Here is a 17,299-nt window from a genome sequence, read left to right on the forward strand (position 1 = left end):
GGCATTCAGCGGTATGGATTTTAAGGCACTTTTTTTACAGCTTGTTGTCGTATTTGGAAAACTTACGAAAGCCCAAAAAACGATTATTGGTGCAGCTGTATCAGGAATCGTCGCATTTTTAATTTTTTTAGTTGTCTACACATCCGATTCCCCTAAAGAGAGCGGTAAGGGGTATCAAGTTCTTTTTGATTCGCTCACTCCAAAAGATGCGGCGCAGGTCGTAGACCAGCTCGAAAAAGATAAAATACCCTATCGTATCCCACGTGATAATGTTATCGAAGTTCCTAAGGAAGTTGTTTACAAAGAGCGTATTACAATCGCCTCAATGGGAATTCCAAAAGAGGGACATGTAGGATTTGAACTCTTTGATAAACAAGAGTTCGGTGCAACCAATTTTGACCAAGATGTTAAGTTTAGACGTGCATTAGAGGGTGAATTAGCTCGCTCAATCGATTCGCTTGCCCCGGTTGAGAAATCGAGTGTCTCTTTGGCTCTTCCTAAGGAGACACTATTTGTTTCAGAAGAGGTTCCCCCCTCTGCATCCGTTATGGTACAGTTACGCGAAGAGAGTAAACTTACCCCTAAGCAGATTCGTGGAATCAAAAAACTGGTTGCTGCCGCTGTCCCTAAACTCAAAGTAGAAAATGTAACATTAATTGATTCCGAGGGTGAAAGTTTAGGTGATAATGACGCTGAGTCGATGATGGGTGAACTCTCTCAACTTCAGCAACAATACAAAACCAAAGAAGAAAAAAAGCAAGAAGAAAAAATTATTAACGTCCTCTCCCCGTTTATCGGTGGAAAAGAGCGTGTCGTAGCGAAAGTAACGATAGAGTATGATTTCTCAGAACAAAGTTCAACGTCGGAAAAATTTGATCCTGAAAACGTTGTGCGCAGTGAACAAACCAGTGAAGAGAAACGTACTGGATCTGCACCGGCTAGCGTCGGTGGTGTTCCCGGGGCAGTTAGCAATATCGGTCCTGCTCCGGATATGAATAATTCTTCTTCCGGCAGTGGAGAAAAATACGAAAAAACAACCGGAACAACCAACTTTGAAATTTCTAAAACTGTTTCAACAACCAAGATGGAATTTGCACGAATTAAGCGTATTACTGCTGCGGTTGTTGTGGATGGAAAGTATGAGCCAAAAAAAGGCTCTAACGGTGAAGCAGGTGATGAGATTGAGTATGTAGCTTTGGATCAAACGCAGATTGATGCCATTACCTCTTTGGTTAAGCAATCGATAGGGATAGATGATAAGAGAGGTGATTTAGTTACGGTTCGAAATTTTGAGTTTCAAGGCACAAAAGGGAGCTTAAATTCACAAAGTGGAGCTTCGAAAACTACTGCATTTTTAACGAACTATATTGAACCGCTAACGCCGATTTTAAAATATATTGTTGTGGCTATTATCCTCTTTATTGCTTATAAAAAAGTTATTCTTCCTTTTGCAGATCGTATGCTAGAATTTACGCGAGAAGAGGAAGAATTCGAAAAACCTGTCCTGGAAATTACTGATGATGAAGATGAAGATTTGGTTGAAAAAGTGCAGCAAATGCGTAAAAAAGTTGAAAATCAACTTGGTCTTGGCGAAGGGTTTAATGAAGATGAACTCAAATATGATGTATTGTTAGAAAAAATACGTGAGATTGCAGAAGATCGCCCAGATGAGATTGCATCGTTGATTCAAGCGTTAATCAATGAAGAAGCCTTACCAATACGTGGTCAGTAGGAGGTTGAGATGACATTAACACAACAGCAGCAGGCACATTTTGATGAGATGGGGATGGCCGAAAAAGTAGCCATATTATTATTGCAACTTGGAGAAGACGCAACGGCACAAATTTTTGGACGGATGAATGTAGAATCGATTACAGAAGTGTCGAAATTTATTGCTAATAATAATTCGATAGAAAAAAATGTGGGTGCTGCCGTACTCGAAGAGTTTTATGCCATTATCCAATCGAATCAATATCTCAATACGGGTGGTTTAGAATACGCAAAAGAGATTTTGTATAAAGCATTGGGACCAGAAGAGGCAAAAAAAATATTAGAGCGTCTCTCAAAAACGATGCAAGGTTCTCAAAACTTTTCATACCTTTCTAAAATTAAACCACAACAACTTGCCGATTTTATTGCTACCGAACATCCACAAACAATTGCCCTGATTTTAGCCCATATGGATCCATCGGCTGCGGCTGAAACGCTCTATATTTTTCCACAGGAACTTCGTGGTGAAGTAGTGATGCGTATGGCAAAACTCGGAGATATCTCACCAGCTATCATTAAACGTGTAAGTGCCGTATTAGAATCTAAACTCGAATCTCTTGCAACCTATAAAGTGGAAGTGGGTGGACCACGTGCCGTTGCGGATGTCTTTAACCGTTTGGGTGCTAAAGTTTCTAAAGAGACGTTGTCACAAATCGAACAGCTTGACCAAGAACTTGCGGCATCGATTAAAGAGATGATGTTTACGTTTGAAGATATTGTTAATCTCGATATTAACAGTGTCCGCGAAATTCTTAAAGCAGTTGATAAAAATGACCTTATGCTGGCAATGAAAAGTTCCCCTGAAGAGCTTAAAGAGAAGTTCTATGCGTGTATGTCTCAACGTGCGAAAGACACGTTTGTGGAAGAGTTACAGTACTTGGGTGCCGTTAAAATGAAAGAGGTTGAGACGGCTCAGCGTAAGATTGTTGATGCCGTACAAGCCTTGGCAGAACAAGGTGTACTTGAACTCGGTGCAACCGAAGAGATGATTGATTAGAGATGGAAATGGAAGAGGTTGTCATTACGAAAGAAAATCTCCCAGGACACTCAATAGGGAAGTACCAATTTAAAATCCTTTCAGGATTAAGTGGTTCGAGTGTTCATGAAGCGGCTGAGGAGCTGGCGATTCAACAGCATCATCATGAATCTCGCGATACAGATGAATCCTCTCATAAAACTTCAGCAAAAGATGAGCTGATTGAGTCCCTTCTAAAAAAAGCGGATGATATGAGTTCCAATGTCATTAAAATGCAGATGCGTTTAGAATCGCTTCAAGAAGAGCATGCCCTTGCATTAGAAGAGGTCAAAAAAAGTAGTTATGAAGAGGGTGTTGCCGCTGGGATTGCGCAAGAACAAGCACAAAGCAGTAGTCGTAATACTAATGCCCAAGATCAGTTGTCCAACTCGGTAAAAACGTTAGAAGCTGCTGCTGCACAGTATGCGCAAACCTTGGAAAATATTCAACGTGAGTTGACCCATACCGCTTTGGATATTGCTAAAGAGGTAATTGCCATCGAAACACACGAAAACAGTGGAAAAATCGCGGCAAAACTCTCAGAGTCATTGATTGAAGAGCTTTCAGATGCTTCAAAAATCACGTTACGGGTTAATCCTGCCGATCATGGGGTAATATCTGAAAAGGTGGGGTCATTAGCCCATGTGGAAGTGTTGTCGGATCGTGCTATCAGTGTTGGCGGTGTGGTTGCGATTAGTGATTTGGGGAATATTGATTCGCAGATTAAAAAACGATTTGAACGGTTAAAGCGATCATTATTGCTTGAATCATAATTAGGTTTACTATGGATATTAAAAAATTTACGTTGAGTGAACTCGAAGTACTCTCCCAAAAAATTCGTGATCGGATTTTAGAAGTCGTGAGTTCCAATGGCGGTCATTTAAGCTCTACATTGGGAGCAACAGAGATTATTGTTGCCATGCACAAAGTCTTTGACTCGACACGAGACCCTTTTATTTTTGATGTTTCTCATCAAGCGTATGCCCATAAACTGCTTACAGATCGTTGGGATGAATTTTCTACTTTACGACAATTTGGAGGGATGAGCGGTTATACCAAACCTTCTGAATCTCAAAGCGATTATTTTGTGGCGGGACACAGTTCTACCTCTATCTCATTGGGTGTGGGGGCTGCCAAAGCGATAGCTCTTAAAAATGAGCAAGAGAGTCGTGTCTCTGTAGTGGTGATTGGTGATGGTGCGATGTCGGCAGGGATGGCGTATGAAGCGATGAATGAGTTGGGTGATCGTAAATATCCGATGGTGATTATCCTTAACGATAATGAGATGTCTATCGCTAAGCCTATCGGTGCAATCAGTCGAATGCTTAGTTCTGCTATGGCAAGCCCTTTTTATCAACGTTTTAAACGTAAAACAGAACAGTTTGTTGATAATTTTGGGGATAGTGCCCATTATCTCGCGAAAAGGTTTGAAGAGTCGTTTAAACTGATTACTCCTGGGATATTGTTCGAAGAGATGGGGATTGAGTATATTGGACCGATTGACGGACATGATTTAAAATCACTCATCGAGACCTTTGAAATTGCCAAAGGGATGGGTAAACCAGTTCTCGTTCATGTACAGACGATTAAAGGGAAAGGGTATGAGATTGCTGAGGGGAAACATGAAAAATGGCATGGTGTCTCCCCGTTTGATCTTAAAAGCGGTACAGCGAATGCAAAAAGTTCGGTAAAAAGTGCTACCCAAATATACGCCGATGCCTTGATGAATCAGGCGGATAAAAACCCAAAAATTGTTGGTGTGACGGCTGCTATGCCTAGCGGTACGGGATTGTCTGCTTTGATGGAGAAATATCCTGAGCGTTTTTGGGATGTTGCGATAGCGGAGCAGCACGCAGTAACGTCGATGGGAGCTTTGGCTAAAGAGGGATTTAAACCGTTCTGTACGATTTATTCTACCTTTTTACAGCGGGGATTTGATCAAGTGATTCATGATGTGTGTTTGATGGATTTACCTGTGGTGTTTGCACTCGATCGTGCGGGGATCGTCGGCGAAGACGGTGAAACTCATCAAGGTGTGTTTGATATTAGTTTTTTACGACTTATCCCTAACATAACTTTGTGTGCACCGCGTGATGAGCAATCCTTTCATCAAATTATTGATTTCGCTTCATCGTATCAGCATCCATGCGCACTCCGTTATCCGAGAGGGGCATTTTTTGAAGCGGATTTACCGGAATCGGTCCCGTATGAGAGTGGAAAATCGCAACTGTTACTCTCCAATGATTCTGATCGGTTATTTATCGGATATGGTAACGGTGTAGGACGTGCGGCGCAAACGATAGAGCTTATGGAGGAAAAACCCTCATTACTCGATTTGCGTTTTGTAAAACCTCTGGATCATGAGATGTTGGCTCAAATGGCACAAAAATATAAGCAATGGTATGTGTTTAGTGATTCGGCACGTATTGGCGGTGTCGGGAGTGCCTTGCTTGAGTGGTTATCAGAAGAAAAAATTACCGATGTCCAGTTAGTTACATTCGAATATGACGATGAATTTATTAAGCACGGTAGTACAAAACTCGTCGAGGAATCACTAGGACTTCTCCCAGAACAATTAGCTCAAAGAGTTATCGGAGCATTATAACGCCGGCAATTCGTCCGGTGACCTTTTTGTCGGCACGATACGAAAAGTAGGTGTTATTTTGGCAAGAGGTACAGTGATCTATCACCTCAAAATTTTCTATCTTCAACGCTTTTAACTGTTCCAGTAGGATCGTATTCACATCCAAAAAAAGCTTTTTATCTTCTTTTCGTAACGCACTAGTGTATCCTTGAACTTCACACTCGATAGCTATGGCTTCATTGATCTCATAGCAGCATCCGTGAATAGAAGGACCCAAGATGATATGTATATCTTTGTGCGTACTATCATAGGTATTGATCATCTTTTGAATCGTTTTTACTAAAATTTTATTTAGCGCCCCCGCGCGTCCAGCGTGGACAACTCCTATAACCTGTTTGTTCGGGTCATATAAGAGAATGGGTGTGCAATCAGCACTCATCACCATCAGTGGAATATTGGGTTTATCTGTAATAAGTGCATCACATTCGGGTGGTGTATCGAAGCGTATATTCTCATCGACGATGACAATGGTATCGGAGTGAATTTGTCGCATATGGATGAGTGAGTGACGATTGTATCCGACGAGAGAGGCGAGGATATCATGATTGGCTATAACATCCATCGGATTATCACCGACATGAAAGGCGAGATTGGCACTTGAATAGGGTGTTCTTGAGACTCCACCCTCCCGTGTAGTAAAGGCAGAGATAACGTTAGGGAAAGTAGATAAGAGGGTGGAAGTAACTATTTTCATTAAATGAGTATACAGCGACTCTCTTTCAGATAGGGTTAATGAGCCTACGTTCTATACGTCGATATCTGAGCCGTCATACTTTCAGCTACATGTTGTAAATGTTCGGCTGCAGCTGCAATCTCTTCAACACTGCGTGCATTGGATATAGACATAATACTAATTTTATTAATCTCTTCGATGATATCATCATTTCGTTTTGTATTATTTTTAGATTTGAGTACAACTTGATTCATCTCATCAACAGCTGATGTAAGAGTATTCACCGCCATCTCAGTATTTGCTTCTGCTTCACTAGAGAGGGAAGAGAGTTCCTGCATACGCATAGTATTGTTGTTCATCTGTTCTGACATATCCATAATGGATTGGACAATAACATTAACCGTAGCGTTGGTTTCGCTCAAACTTTTTTGTGTTCTCTCAGCTAGTTTACGTACTTCGTCAGCAACGACGGCAAATCCTCGCCCGTGTTCGCCTGCACGAGCTGCTTCAATAGCTGCATTGAGAGCTAAAAGGTTCGTTTGGTCGGCAATATCAGAAATAACGGTGAGGACGTTTTTGACTTGTTCAGCTTCATGTGTAAGAGAATTAAGTCGACCGTTCATATTTGCTTCAATCTCTACTGTTTGGTTCAGTGATTCAATGGTTTCTCTAAGAGAGAGTTGCGCAGTTATAAGGTTATTCCGTGCTTGAATAGACATTTGACTTACTTCATTTGTTTCTATAAGAGTTAAGTTCATCTCATTTTTGATAATGTTAGCATTTTCTGTTGTATGCGTAACAATTTGAGATGTCATTTCTACCTGTTTTCCAATAGAAATTGTAGTTGCAGAAAGTTCAGTTGCAACGGATAAATTTTCAGTTGATGCATTCTGACTATTAGCAAAAGTAGTTCGTAATGCATTGGTCAAATCATTAATATTATCTGCTACTTCTGTCAGTTCATTTTTACCCGATAGTACTATTGTATGAGTAAGGTCTTTGGTGCTTACCATGGTGTGAACACTTTTATTGAGAGTTTTTACAGAGTGACTGATTATAGTAATTGTTAAATAAGCAACAATAAACCCAGCTATGGTAGAAATAACTCCCAATATAAATATAATAGTTGCTGAGAAATCTGATTTATCCCTAGAAAGAGTTAAATTAGTTGATGCTTCTTTAACTTGATCTTCTTTTAATTTATCAATATTTTTTGCTAATTTTAAGGTCATTTCATCAAATTTTTCCATAGCGTTATTCCCTTCGGAGTCACTTTTTCCATAGGCCTCTTTCATCGCTTTACCAGTCTCGACTAATAATATTGCATCTTTTTTGAGCGCTTCAATGTTATTTAATCCCAGTGTATTGCCCTCATTTTTGAACATGGTTTCAAAGGAAACCATATCTTCTAAAAAAAGTGAGTACGCTTTATCAGCTTCTTTAACAGCTTCTTCTTCTTGGGTTAATGAAGCATCGGTCAAAAATTGCTGAATTTGGCAGGACTGAAATTTGGCATCGGATGCTATAAAAGCTTGCGGTACTGATTCGGTTGATACTTTATTGATCATGGTGCTAACACTATGGCTATTAATTGTTCCAATAATGGCATTAAGTGCTACCAAAAAAATAACAGAACCGATTCCATAGGTTAGTTGTTGTTTTATAGTCATTAGTAAACTCCCATATTAATAAATTAAGATATATAATATCTAAAACTAATCATATTCTGATCACATATGAAAAAAAATAATAAAACTAATATCAATTTGTCCCTTAACTCCCTTTTTAGGTAAAATTAATCGACATTTTATTATTCTAGCACTTCACTTTTTTACGTCGGGGCGTAGCGCAGTTTGGCTAGCGCACTACCTTGGGGTGGTAGAGGTCGCCTGTTCGAGTCAGGTCGCTCCGACCATGTAGAAAGCCTATAAATAGGGCTTTTGACATTTACAAATCATCTCAACTCTCTTCTTGGGTCTCCTCAATGCTGTAATACCCTTTTAACGGATAGTTTTATATAATTAAGAAAACCTTATTTATGAAAGCATTACGTGAAGAAAAAATTACATACTGAGTTTTACACCAATCAATCCTATTTTTATTTCGGTACATTGATATCGATTTTGACGATGTTGCCGCAGTTGATGTTTTCTCCTAATTCGACACACACTCTCTTTTTAGCGATTACACTTCTCTTGTTAATCACGATTCCAAAATTCAGCAAAATACTTTTTTCTGTGTTTATTATCTTTATCAATCTAAGCAATATCGTGATCGGGCATATTGCATTGCATTGGGGATATGCATTGGCGGATATTAAACCAAGAATCGAAGTTGCGTTTTTATCACCGATGTATGAGAGTAGAGAATACATCGCACGTTATATCGATTACCGAGATTATGGGTTAGCCCTTTTTTCGTTGTTTGTGTTGTTTCTATTGTTCAAATTTTTGCGCCATTTTACCCACTCGTACAGAGTTTTCAGGATCATCGGAGCAGGGGTTTTTGTTTTAATCCTTCTGAGTGTTACGTTTTATATCAATCCGATTCGAGAGTTTGAACCGTTTAGCGTTCCGTGTGAAATTTGTACCGTGTTGGATGATAAGGAGAAGATTGATCAAATCATAAAAGCCAGAGAAGAGTATATAGCACATATTGCTATTCCCAAAGCGAGTACGAAAAATCAGCTTTATGACAAGATTATCATCGTCATGGGAGAGAGTGTCAATAAAAGCCACATGGCACTCTATGGATATACATTACCAACTACCCCGTTTCTAAGCTCACTGCAAGCTTCCAAAAAACTTTACGCTTTTAATGCGATTGCTCCGACCAATCAAACACGCTACTCCATCCCTATCGATTTGACGGATGCGAATGTTCACTATTTTGAGAAACGGTATTTGCACTCTTGCTCGATTATAACCCATTTTAAAGCCAATCAATACGATACCTATTGGATTTCGAATCAAGGGAGTGTCGGGAAAAATGACTCCTCCATAGCTTCCATCGCGTATGAAGCAAATACGACCTTTTATGCCAATGTAAACTATCTCGATGCAAAAACGGATGAGGTACTTCTGAACTATTTAAACTCTCTTCAACCCAACTCGAAAAAAGAGATGATGGTTTTGCATCTGATGGGGTCTCATTCGGACTATGTCAACCGATACAACAAAGAGACGGCATTGTTTAAAAACGCTAAAAATATCGTCGAAGAGTATGATAACTCTATCCACTACAGCGACACTATTTTAAGCCAAATTTTCGAGAAATTTAAACATCAGAAACTATTGCTAATTTATCTCTCCGATCATGGGGAAAATATTAACCTTGAAAACAACGGACACGGCTTTTCACCGTCATTTAAAGACGAATATACGGTTCCGTTCGTAATCTACAGTAGTGTCAAAAACCCACGATTGGATGAGATTTATCGAGATAATAAAAAAGGGACTTTTAATCTGGAAAATTTCAACTCAATGATCCAATACATCAGTGGTATCTCTAACCATAAAAATCTATCCTATTCTCATGATGTTATCTCGGTTGAACCGAGTAATATCGTTGATTTTGATCAGATGGAATTTTACAATTAACGATTCCCTCGACGTTAAAATAGAATCTCTTGATGATACGGTACAATACAAATTATATATTGTGAAGAGATTGTTTAATGAATCAAAAGCAAACCTATTCCGTCCGTTTGGATGGAGATGACATTGAAACAAAACGGCGTGAAGTTCGCTCCTATTTTCACCAAAGCTACGATTTGTTTGAATCGTTGTTTGAATTGCTAAAGAGCGATAAAGTCTATTATCTGCAATCCGAGCCGACCCGCCATCCGATGATTTTTTATTTCGGGCATACGGCGATTTTTTATATTAATAAATTAGTCGCTTCGGGTGCATTAAAAGAGCGTATTAACCCCCATTTCGAAGAGCTGTTTGCCGTCGGTGTGGACGAGATGACGTGGGATGCCAGCAGTGATTCCTTCAGATGGCCGAGTGTGGATGCCGTGAGGGAATACCGTAACCGTGTGCGTGAACTTGTCGATTCGATGATAACCTCTTTACCGATGAATTTACCGATTACCCAAGCAGATCCGTTTTGGGCGATTTGGATGGGGATAGAGCATGAGCGTATCCACATCGAGACATCGAGTGTCCTGCACCGTCAGATGCCGCTTGAGCATATCCGTGAGAGTGAAAAATTTCCGATGTGTCCGGTTGCAGGGGATGCATTGGAAAATGGATTGGTTATTTTTAAACCCCAGACGATTCGTTTGGGCAAAGGGGATGGTGATAATGGTCGGTATGGTTGGGATAATGAATACGGAGAGCAATCCTATGAAGTTGGGCCGTTTCAAGCCTCGAAATATTTGGTGAGTAACGGCGAGTTTATGGATTTTGTGGTGGCGAAGGGGTATGAAACATCGCGTTGGTGGGATGAAGAGGGGTTGAAATTTTTAGAGATACGTAGCGCTATTTGTCCCCCTTTTTGGATACCCCAAGAGGATGGAAGTTATAAATTTCGTACGTTGAGCAGTGAAATAGAGATGCCCTATAATTGGCCGGTAGAGGTCAATGCCCTCGAAGCTGAAGCGTTTTGCCGATGGAAAAGTGTCCAAGAGGGGATAGTGTATCGCCTCCCCAGTGAAGCGGAATACGCTGTGTTGGTTGAGGTGTGTGAAGTGGATGAGGCGGTATTTGATGATACGCACTCAAATCTCAATTTCGCCCATTACGCCTCATCGGTTCCGGTGGATACCTATGCGCATGGGAAATTGTACGATGTGATTGGAAACGTGTGGCAGTGGACACAGACCCAGATGGCACCGTTCGAGGGATTTTTTACCCATCCGTGGTATGCTGATTTTACCGAGCCGACGTTTGATGGGAAACACAACATGATAAAAGGGGGTTCTTGGGCATCAACAGGCAACGAGATACTCAAGAGTTCACGCTATGCGTTTCGTCGCCATTTTACGCAACATGCTGGTTTTCGGTATGTGGTAGGTGAGGGTGAAAACGAGAGCAAAAAATATGAAAATATAGCGCAGATGTTTGATGGGTGGAAAAAACGGTATGGATGAGTTTCGTTTCATTGACCGCTCTACTACCAATGCCGAAAAATATACCCTGCGCGAGAAGCTTTTCGGAGTGAATGAGGTGCAGCCTCTGTGGGTTGCCGATATGGATTTTGCAACTCCGAAATGTGTTTTAGATGCGGTGAGTGAGCGGTTAAAACATCCGATAATCGGGTATGAGATACTGCCTTCCTCTGCTTACGAAGCACAAATCGAGTGGTTTAAAGAGCATCATGATTTTGTGATGGAGCGGGAGTGGTTGAGCTACTCTCCATCGGTTGTTGCTTCACTGGGGTGTGCGATACGTGCATTGAGTGAGGTAGATGATGAGGTGATCGTGATGGATCCCGTCTATCCCCCATTTTACTCGATGGTGCGGGATAATCATCGTCGTTTGATTCTTCATCCGTTGCACCAAGATGATGAAGGTGTTTACCGCTTTGACATTGAAAAGTTACGCTCTCAAATCACCTCGAAAACCAAACTCTTAGTCCTCTGTTCACCGCATAATCCGATAGGACGTGTATGGTCACGTGAGGAGTTGGTTGAATTAAGCGGCTTGTGTTTGGAATATGGCATTGTGATTATCAGCGATGAGATACATTGTGATTTGGTTTACCCTGAACACAAACATATCCCGATAGCCTCTCTCTCATCTGATGTGTGTAATGCGACCGTTACCCTTATGGGGAGTGGTAAAACCTTTAATATGGCGGGATTTTCGATTTCGACGGTGTGTATTGCTGATGAAACGATGCGAAAACGCTATGCTGAAGAGCAACACCGTCTCCATTGGGGTGATGGTGCACTCCTCTCTCATGTGGCGTTTGAAGCGGCCTATCGGCACGGTGGTGAGTGGCATCAAAAACTGCTATATCGTTTGGATGAAAACCGTCAAAAAGTGGTACGTGCGTTTGAAAATACGGAAATAAGAGTAAATGCCCCGCAAGCAACCTATCTGGCATGGCTTGATTGTCGTGCACTGGGGATGGGTAATCGGGCATTACGGGAGTTTTTTGTGCAACAAGCGGGGGTAGGGTTGAGTGCAGGGATCAGTTTCGGACGGGAAGGATCTGGCTTTATGCGTCTGAACTTTGCCCTCTCCTTTGAAATGCTGGAGCGTGCATTGGAGAAAATTACCCACGCACTAGAAAATTTGGAGCGATGATGAGCGAGACATTAGCCAAGATAGAGGATTTTTTATCCGAACACCATCTCCTCTCCTTGGCAACCATAGGGGATGAATTATGGTGCTGTTCTCTTTTTTACGTTTTTGATGCGGATACGGTAGCCTTTATCGTCGCAACCGACCCTGAGACACTTCACGGACAAAATATACGCTACAACCACACGGTAGCCGGAACAGTAGCGTTAGAGACCAAAACGGTCGGGAAGATTCAAGGGATTCAGTTTCGCGGTGTGATGCGTTTAGCCGATGAGCATAAAGAGCTTTATTACAAAGCGTACCCTTATGCGTTGGCAATGAATCCGACGTTGTGGAGTATCCGTCTCGATGAGATAAAATTTACTGATAATCGATTGGGATTTGGGAAAAAACTCACTTGGAAGAGGGAAGAGTTTTAAGCTCAAACAATACGCAACTTTTCCCGCTCGAACTAAGGACGACTTGTGAGGGTATAAATTTACTTTTAAACCCATAGGCTCTGCATCCATGAGGCTGGTGTGGCTCCCATGTGACAAAATAATGGACACATTTTTGACAGATAATTTTTTGCATAGGAAATTTTACCTATAATTTGCATAAATTTAAAATCTGATTATAGGATACTCATGAATAAACTACTCAGTATGCTCACATTGCAGCAAGAACTTAATGACTCTACCAACGGGATAGGTTGGGAAAAAGGGGTTACCAAGAACGGGAAAGTCATCAATTGGCGTCGATGTATCACGATGGAGTGTGCGGAGATGATTGATTCGTTCGGATGGAAACACTGGAAAAGCATTGCCCAAGAGACTGATTATGCTAATCTGCAAATCGAGATTGTCGATGTGTGGCATTTTGTGATGAGTTTAGTCCTCGAATTTACCAAAAATAGCGGTGCTGAGTCCATCGAAGAGTTGGCAACTCGTATTTCTCAAACCCCAGAGTATCAAAAATTAGTCGATAATGCACCACTTGCTTTTGCCGAAGATACACTGTTGATGGTAAAGATTGAAAACGTGATGCGCCTCTCTCTCATTCCAATCTCTCCCGAAATGATTGGTGCATTAATCGAGGAGTTTTTTGAATTGGTGTACATGGGTGGATTGAATCTGACACAACTTTATCGTCTGTATGTGGGTAAAAATATCCTCAACCAATTCCGTCAAGATCATGGCTACAAAGAGGGGACGTATCTCAAAATGTGGGATGGGTTAGAAGATAATGCAGTCATGAAACGTGCATGGGAAGATGAGCCCGACATGAGCCCGCAAGAATTATACGCTGTTTTAAAAACCGTTTATCCGGCGTAAAATTTTCAACTTCAACGCCAAAGGAATCCATCCTTTTGGCTACGCTAATCGCTTGGATTACTAAAGCCTGCCCTATCGGGCAGAATATATTTCTTGATACTCACCCTTCCATCGCTTGTGACACCAGAACCATAGTTTTGGATGTTCGCGAATCACCTTTTCGAGTCCGTTCACTTGTTTTTGGGTTGCTTCTATAATCGAGTGTTCATCACTATTTTCTACGCTAATGGGCTCTTCAAAACGGAGCGTGTAGTGTTCTTCATCCTCACTTGTGATATAGACACCCACGATAGGGGCATTAAATTTTGCCGATAAAGATGCTGCCGATGAAGTGTGGTAAGTTTCATGTCCGAAAAAGAGGGTTTTGACCCCGACGCGTGCGTTACTCGCTTGGTCGATCATGAGAAGAATCGAACGACCGTTTTTAAGTGCTTTGGCGACGTGTTTGAGTGCGCCATTTTTTTCGGCAAGCTCCATACGGTGATTGGTACGGGCTTCGAGGAGATAGGGGTCAAATGACGATGTACTAAACTCTTTGTAGATGGATGAGACGGGAGTAATCAGTGATGAGAGTGCGGCACCACCAAGCTCCCAGTTTCCAAAATGGGCAGATACAAAGATGATCCCTCTGTGCTGAGCTAATAGCGCATCGACTTTTGAGCGATTTTCAAAGCTCACTACTGATGCAACCTCTTCTGCACTATTACGTCTGTTTTCCATCGTTTGGAGAAAATTGAGGGCAAGATTACGGTAACAGTACGATTCAATCTCTTTTTTTATTTGGGGATTCAGTGACTCTCCAAACGCAAAATTTACATTGGCTTTAATGATCCGATTACGAGAGTGTGCTAGATGATGAACGAGAGATGCGAGGGAGGTAAAGATGGACTTTCTCCAGCTTTTCGGTAGATGCATCAAGCACCAATCAAAGAGTAAAAAAAGGCGGTATCCAATCATAAAAGCTCCTTGAGCAATTTCACAATCGATTCAGGGGAGATGTCACGAATCGAAAAATCGTTACGGTTAATTTTAAAAATATTGACTTGTGAGGGGGATTTGATAAAACGGTTGATTGACGTTGGATAAATCATCCGCTCATTTGTGGGTCCAAAGAGGGTGATAGAGGCTCGGTTCATCGCCCACGCGATGTGGGTTGGCCCCGTGTCATTACCGATAGTAAGACGGCATTGATCGATAAAATCAACCAATTCGATGAGGGACATTTTTGGGGCAATGGTTGCATTGTTACAGTGTTGGGCTATCCATTGGGCATCTTCATATTCCGTTGAACTCCCCCAAATCAGATGACACGGATAGGGGAGGAGATCGCAGAGGGTGGCGAACTGCTCTTTTGGATAACATTTTGATGGCCATGATGCCCCGATTACAAGGGCGATTTTAGCCTCATTAGGAGAGGATAAACCTGAAAAAATAGGTATTTTTTCCTCTATCAATGCATCGGAGTAGGGGATGTTTAATGCTTCGCAGATTACCATCACATTGCGTTTGATGACATTAAGATCATAAGCGATAGTGGAGGTGGTGTCATAAAACCATGAGGCAACCCCTTCACGGGCACTTTTGAAATCAAAACCGTGTACTTTACCGGGTAAAAATGTCGCAACGAGTGCCGATTTGAGTAATCCTTGTGCATCGATAATGTAATCGTATTTCTCCCGTGATCGAAGGGTATGGACCATCTCTTTGAGAAGTGAAAAATGTTTTGTTTTTTTGAGCCGTTTGAGAGGGATAGGGATCACTTCATGGATAAGGGGGTGGTTTTTTAGTATGGGAGCAAACGCCTCTTCGACAAACCAATCGATACGTGCATTGGGGTAATAGGCGTGGATAATTTGCAATACTACAGCGGTGTTGACAATGTCTCCAAGTGCGCTGAGACGGACGATGGCGATACGGAGTTTGGAATTATTCATAAGGATAACTATAGCGCAACTAAGCTATAATCACCATAATACTCAATGTTATACACCAAAACGAATACATCCGTTTTGGTGGCAGGGACAAATGTCCCTACAACCCCCTGAAGCTACAAAAAAACTATGTTTTTTTGAGAATTTAAGGGTTTAGTTATAAAATATAAGAAGGTAAAAAATGGTCGTTCAAGACATACAGCAGTTTTCTGAAATTCGTCCCAAAGCACGTGCCTATTTTTGTTATCTTTTCCAAAAAAATCTTCCGAACCATCTCCCCTCAGCAACCGTAGAAGCAATCACAGCACGTTTGCGTAAAATCAAAGGGGATTTACAAGGAACCGAAGCGGTTTATCTTCTTGATGAGACGGGAACTCAAGTGGGACCCACCTATCTCAAAGAGGGGAAGAAAGAGGATGATAACGGAAAAAATCGCTCAACTCGCGCCTATTATTACCGTGCGATGCATGAGCGACGATGTACGATTACCGATCCTTACCCTTCATTACTCAACGATGAACTAACGGTTACGGCATCAGAGCCTATTTTTGACGAGCACGGCGAGATTATTTATGTCGCCTGTTTGGATATGCCGCTTACCGAAGTGCTCCGTATTGCCCATCCATTAGCCGCCGAATCGATTGCCGGAAAATTCTTTCGCACTATCTATGCCCTTTTTTCCCTCGCATTAGCGTTTGTTGCCCTCCTGTTGTTTGTCAAAGGATTTGAGGGATTTTTGTCTCACGGTATCGGCGGTTATGATAAGATTGAGATCAAAGATATTTTTGAATCGACGATTTTACTCACCCTCTCTCTTGCTACGTTTGATTTGGTCAAAACGTTGTTTGAAGAGGAGGTATTAGGTCGGAGTAAAAAAGATCCTGAATCGGAAGTGCATAAAACGATGGTACGCTTTTTGGGCTCAATCATTATCGCCCTCTCCATCGAAGCGCTAATGCTCGTCTTTAAATTTGCGATGACCGATCCAGCTATGCTGATTAATGCCATTTATATTATCGGAGGGGTTTCTACCTTGCTTATCGGATTGGCAGTCTATATAAAACTTACACGTTTAAAGGATCCTTCGTGATAGGGATAGTCGATTACAATATGGGCAATCTTGCCAGTGTTAAAAATGCATTTGATCTGTTGGGTGAGAAGGTTGTTGTGGAATCCGATCCTCATAAACTTATCCAGTATGATCGACTGATTTTACCCGGTGTGGGAGCATTCGGGGATGCGATGGAGCATCTAAAAATGCACGGGATGGATGAAGCAGTACGTGAATATGCCGCAAGCGGGAAATATCTTTTGGGTATTTGTTTGGGGATGCAGTTATTGTTTGATTCAAGTGAAGAATTTGGACTCTCCAACGGACTTGGATTGGTAAAAGGGCGCGTTGTAGCGTTTGACAGCAGCCGTTTTCATACACCATTAAAAGTTCCCCACATGGGCTGGAACCGAATGTTTACTAAAGAACACCCGCTATTTAGCGGATTAGATGAAGCCCATTATCTCTATTTTGTCCACTCGTATCATGCTTTGTGTGAAAACGAAAAGGATAGCATCGGAGAGTCTGTGTATGGTTACCGTTTTACCAGTGCTGTTGCTCATAACAACGTGATGGGGATTCAGCCTCATCCTGAAAAAAGCCACCAAAACGGTTTAAAGATTCTTAAAAATTTTATCAATTTATAAA

General features: G+C 41.5%; 15 protein-coding genes and 1 tRNA gene. 12 read left to right on the forward strand and 4 right to left on the reverse strand.

What is annotated here, in order from left to right:
- Window positions 1–13: 13 nt before the first annotated feature.
- Genes fliF through dxs form a run of 4 tightly spaced genes read left to right on the forward strand, consistent with a single transcriptional unit; the run spans window position 14 to window position 5,390 of the window.
- Window positions 14–1,732: a flagellar basal-body MS-ring/collar protein FliF gene (fliF, locus tag PHC76_RS02650; RefSeq protein WP_299973206.1), complete on the forward strand. Its 1,719-nt coding sequence runs from the start codon at window positions 14–16 to the stop codon at window positions 1,730–1,732.
- Window positions 1,733–1,741: 9 nt separating this feature from the next.
- Window positions 1,742–2,767: a flagellar motor switch protein FliG gene (gene fliG, locus PHC76_RS02655; RefSeq protein ID WP_299973203.1), complete on the forward strand. Its 1,026-nt coding sequence runs from the start codon at window positions 1,742–1,744 to the stop codon at window positions 2,765–2,767.
- 2 nt (window positions 2,768–2,769) lie between these two features.
- Window positions 2,770–3,558, forward strand: coding sequence for a flagellar assembly protein FliH (gene fliH / locus PHC76_RS02660; protein ID WP_299973200.1), 789 nt, complete (start codon window positions 2,770–2,772; stop codon window positions 3,556–3,558).
- Between the two features lie 11 nt (window positions 3,559–3,569).
- Window positions 3,570–5,390, forward strand: a complete 1,821-nt coding sequence (dxs, locus tag PHC76_RS02665; protein ID WP_299973197.1) for a 1-deoxy-D-xylulose-5-phosphate synthase — start codon at window positions 3,570–3,572, stop codon at window positions 5,388–5,390.
- Here dxs and pgeF read toward each other — a convergent pair.
- Both pgeF and PHC76_RS02675 read right to left on the reverse strand, forming a co-directional pair.
- Window positions 5,374–6,123, reverse strand: a complete 750-nt coding sequence (gene pgeF, locus PHC76_RS02670) for a peptidoglycan editing factor PgeF (RefSeq protein ID WP_299973194.1) — start codon at window positions 6,121–6,123, stop codon at window positions 5,374–5,376. The genes dxs and pgeF overlap by 17 nt on opposite strands.
- Before the next feature lie 44 nt (window positions 6,124–6,167).
- On the reverse strand, window positions 6,168–7,772 hold the full coding sequence (locus PHC76_RS02675) for a methyl-accepting chemotaxis protein (protein ID WP_299973192.1): 1,605 nt from the start codon (window positions 7,770–7,772) through the stop codon (window positions 6,168–6,170).
- Window positions 7,773–7,939: 167 nt separating this feature from the next.
- On the opposite strand from PHC76_RS02675, the gene PHC76_RS02680 reads away from it, so the two are divergent.
- From PHC76_RS02680 to PHC76_RS02705, 6 genes are all read left to right on the forward strand, one after another.
- Window positions 7,940–8,017, forward strand: a tRNA-Pro gene (locus PHC76_RS02680).
- A gap of 136 nt (window positions 8,018–8,153) precedes the next feature.
- Window positions 8,154–9,701 (forward strand): phosphoethanolamine transferase, encoded by a 1,548-nt coding sequence (locus PHC76_RS02685; protein WP_299973189.1) that lies wholly within the window; start codon window positions 8,154–8,156, stop codon window positions 9,699–9,701.
- A gap of 77 nt (window positions 9,702–9,778) precedes the next feature.
- Window positions 9,779–11,197: a 5-histidylcysteine sulfoxide synthase gene (gene ovoA / locus PHC76_RS02690; protein WP_299973186.1), complete on the forward strand. Its 1,419-nt coding sequence runs from the start codon at window positions 9,779–9,781 to the stop codon at window positions 11,195–11,197.
- Window positions 11,172–12,359, forward strand: coding sequence for a PatB family C-S lyase (locus PHC76_RS02695; protein ID WP_300209780.1), 1,188 nt, complete (start codon window positions 11,172–11,174; stop codon window positions 12,357–12,359). The genes ovoA and PHC76_RS02695 overlap by 26 nt, the downstream gene beginning before the upstream one ends.
- The gene (locus PHC76_RS02700) at window positions 12,359–12,775 is read left to right on the forward strand and encodes a pyridoxamine 5'-phosphate oxidase family protein (protein ID WP_299971386.1); all 417 of its coding nucleotides are present in this window, start codon (window positions 12,359–12,361) and stop codon (window positions 12,773–12,775) included. The genes PHC76_RS02695 and PHC76_RS02700 overlap by 1 nt, the downstream gene beginning before the upstream one ends.
- A gap of 207 nt (window positions 12,776–12,982) precedes the next feature.
- Complete coding sequence (locus PHC76_RS02705; RefSeq protein WP_299971389.1) at window positions 12,983–13,669, forward strand: dUTP diphosphatase; 687 nt, start codon at window positions 12,983–12,985, stop codon at window positions 13,667–13,669.
- A 72-nt stretch (window positions 13,670–13,741) separates the two neighbouring features.
- Here PHC76_RS02705 and PHC76_RS02710 read toward each other — a convergent pair whose 3' ends face one another.
- Both PHC76_RS02710 and waaC read right to left on the reverse strand, forming a co-directional pair.
- Window positions 13,742–14,626 carry a lipid A biosynthesis lauroyl acyltransferase gene (locus PHC76_RS02710; protein WP_299971392.1) on the reverse strand — a complete coding sequence of 295 codons (885 nt, stop codon included), beginning with the start codon at window positions 14,624–14,626 and terminating at the stop codon, window positions 13,742–13,744.
- Window positions 14,623–15,603 carry a lipopolysaccharide heptosyltransferase I gene (waaC, locus tag PHC76_RS02715; protein ID WP_300209782.1) on the reverse strand — a complete coding sequence of 327 codons (981 nt, stop codon included), beginning with the start codon at window positions 15,601–15,603 and terminating at the stop codon, window positions 14,623–14,625. Before waaC ends, PHC76_RS02710 begins: the two co-directional genes overlap by 4 nt.
- A gap of 178 nt (window positions 15,604–15,781) precedes the next feature.
- Here waaC and PHC76_RS02720 point away from each other — a divergent pair, with 178 nt between their 5' ends.
- Both PHC76_RS02720 and hisH read left to right on the forward strand, forming a co-directional pair.
- Window positions 15,782–16,690 carry a PDC sensor domain-containing protein gene (locus tag PHC76_RS02720; protein WP_299971398.1) on the forward strand — a complete coding sequence of 303 codons (909 nt, stop codon included), beginning with the start codon at window positions 15,782–15,784 and terminating at the stop codon, window positions 16,688–16,690.
- Window positions 16,687–17,298, forward strand: a complete 612-nt coding sequence (gene hisH / locus PHC76_RS02725; protein WP_299971401.1) for an imidazole glycerol phosphate synthase subunit HisH — start codon at window positions 16,687–16,689, stop codon at window positions 17,296–17,298. The genes PHC76_RS02720 and hisH overlap by 4 nt, the downstream gene beginning before the upstream one ends.
- The last annotated feature ends 1 nt before the right edge of the window (window position 17,299 follow it).

It is taken from the genome of Sulfuricurvum sp., from assembly GCF_028710345.1.
GTDB lineage: Bacteria > Campylobacterota > Campylobacteria > Campylobacterales > Sulfurimonadaceae > Sulfuricurvum.

Excerpts from the sequence above, each read along its gene's own strand:
- fliF (WP_299973206.1), top strand. The coding sequence starts at position 14 with ATGGATTTTAAGGCACTTTTTTTACAGCTTGTTGTCGTATTTGGAAAA.
- fliG (WP_299973203.1), top strand. The coding sequence starts at position 1,742 with ATGACATTAACACAACAGCAGCAGGCACATTTTGATGAGATGGGGATG.
- fliH (WP_299973200.1), top strand. The coding sequence starts at position 2,770 with ATGGAAATGGAAGAGGTTGTCATTACGAAAGAAAATCTCCCAGGACAC.
- dxs (WP_299973197.1), top strand. The coding sequence starts at position 3,570 with ATGGATATTAAAAAATTTACGTTGAGTGAACTCGAAGTACTCTCCCAA.
- pgeF (WP_299973194.1), bottom strand. The coding sequence starts at position 6,123 with ATGAAAATAGTTACTTCCACCCTCTTATCTACTTTCCCTAACGTTATC.
- PHC76_RS02675 (WP_299973192.1), bottom strand. The coding sequence starts at position 7,772 with ATGACTATAAAACAACAACTAACCTATGGAATCGGTTCTGTTATTTTT.
- ovoA (WP_299973186.1), top strand. The coding sequence starts at position 9,779 with ATGAATCAAAAGCAAACCTATTCCGTCCGTTTGGATGGAGATGACATT.
- PHC76_RS02695 (WP_300209780.1), top strand. The coding sequence starts at position 11,172 with ATGGGTGGAAAAAACGGTATGGATGAGTTTCGTTTCATTGACCGCTCT.
- PHC76_RS02700 (WP_299971386.1), top strand. The coding sequence starts at position 12,359 with ATGAGCGAGACATTAGCCAAGATAGAGGATTTTTTATCCGAACACCAT.
- PHC76_RS02705 (WP_299971389.1), top strand. The coding sequence starts at position 12,983 with ATGAATAAACTACTCAGTATGCTCACATTGCAGCAAGAACTTAATGAC.
- PHC76_RS02710 (WP_299971392.1), bottom strand. The coding sequence starts at position 14,626 with ATGATTGGATACCGCCTTTTTTTACTCTTTGATTGGTGCTTGATGCAT.
- waaC (WP_300209782.1), bottom strand. The coding sequence starts at position 15,603 with ATGAATAATTCCAAACTCCGTATCGCCATCGTCCGTCTCAGCGCACTT.
- PHC76_RS02720 (WP_299971398.1), top strand. The coding sequence starts at position 15,782 with ATGGTCGTTCAAGACATACAGCAGTTTTCTGAAATTCGTCCCAAAGCA.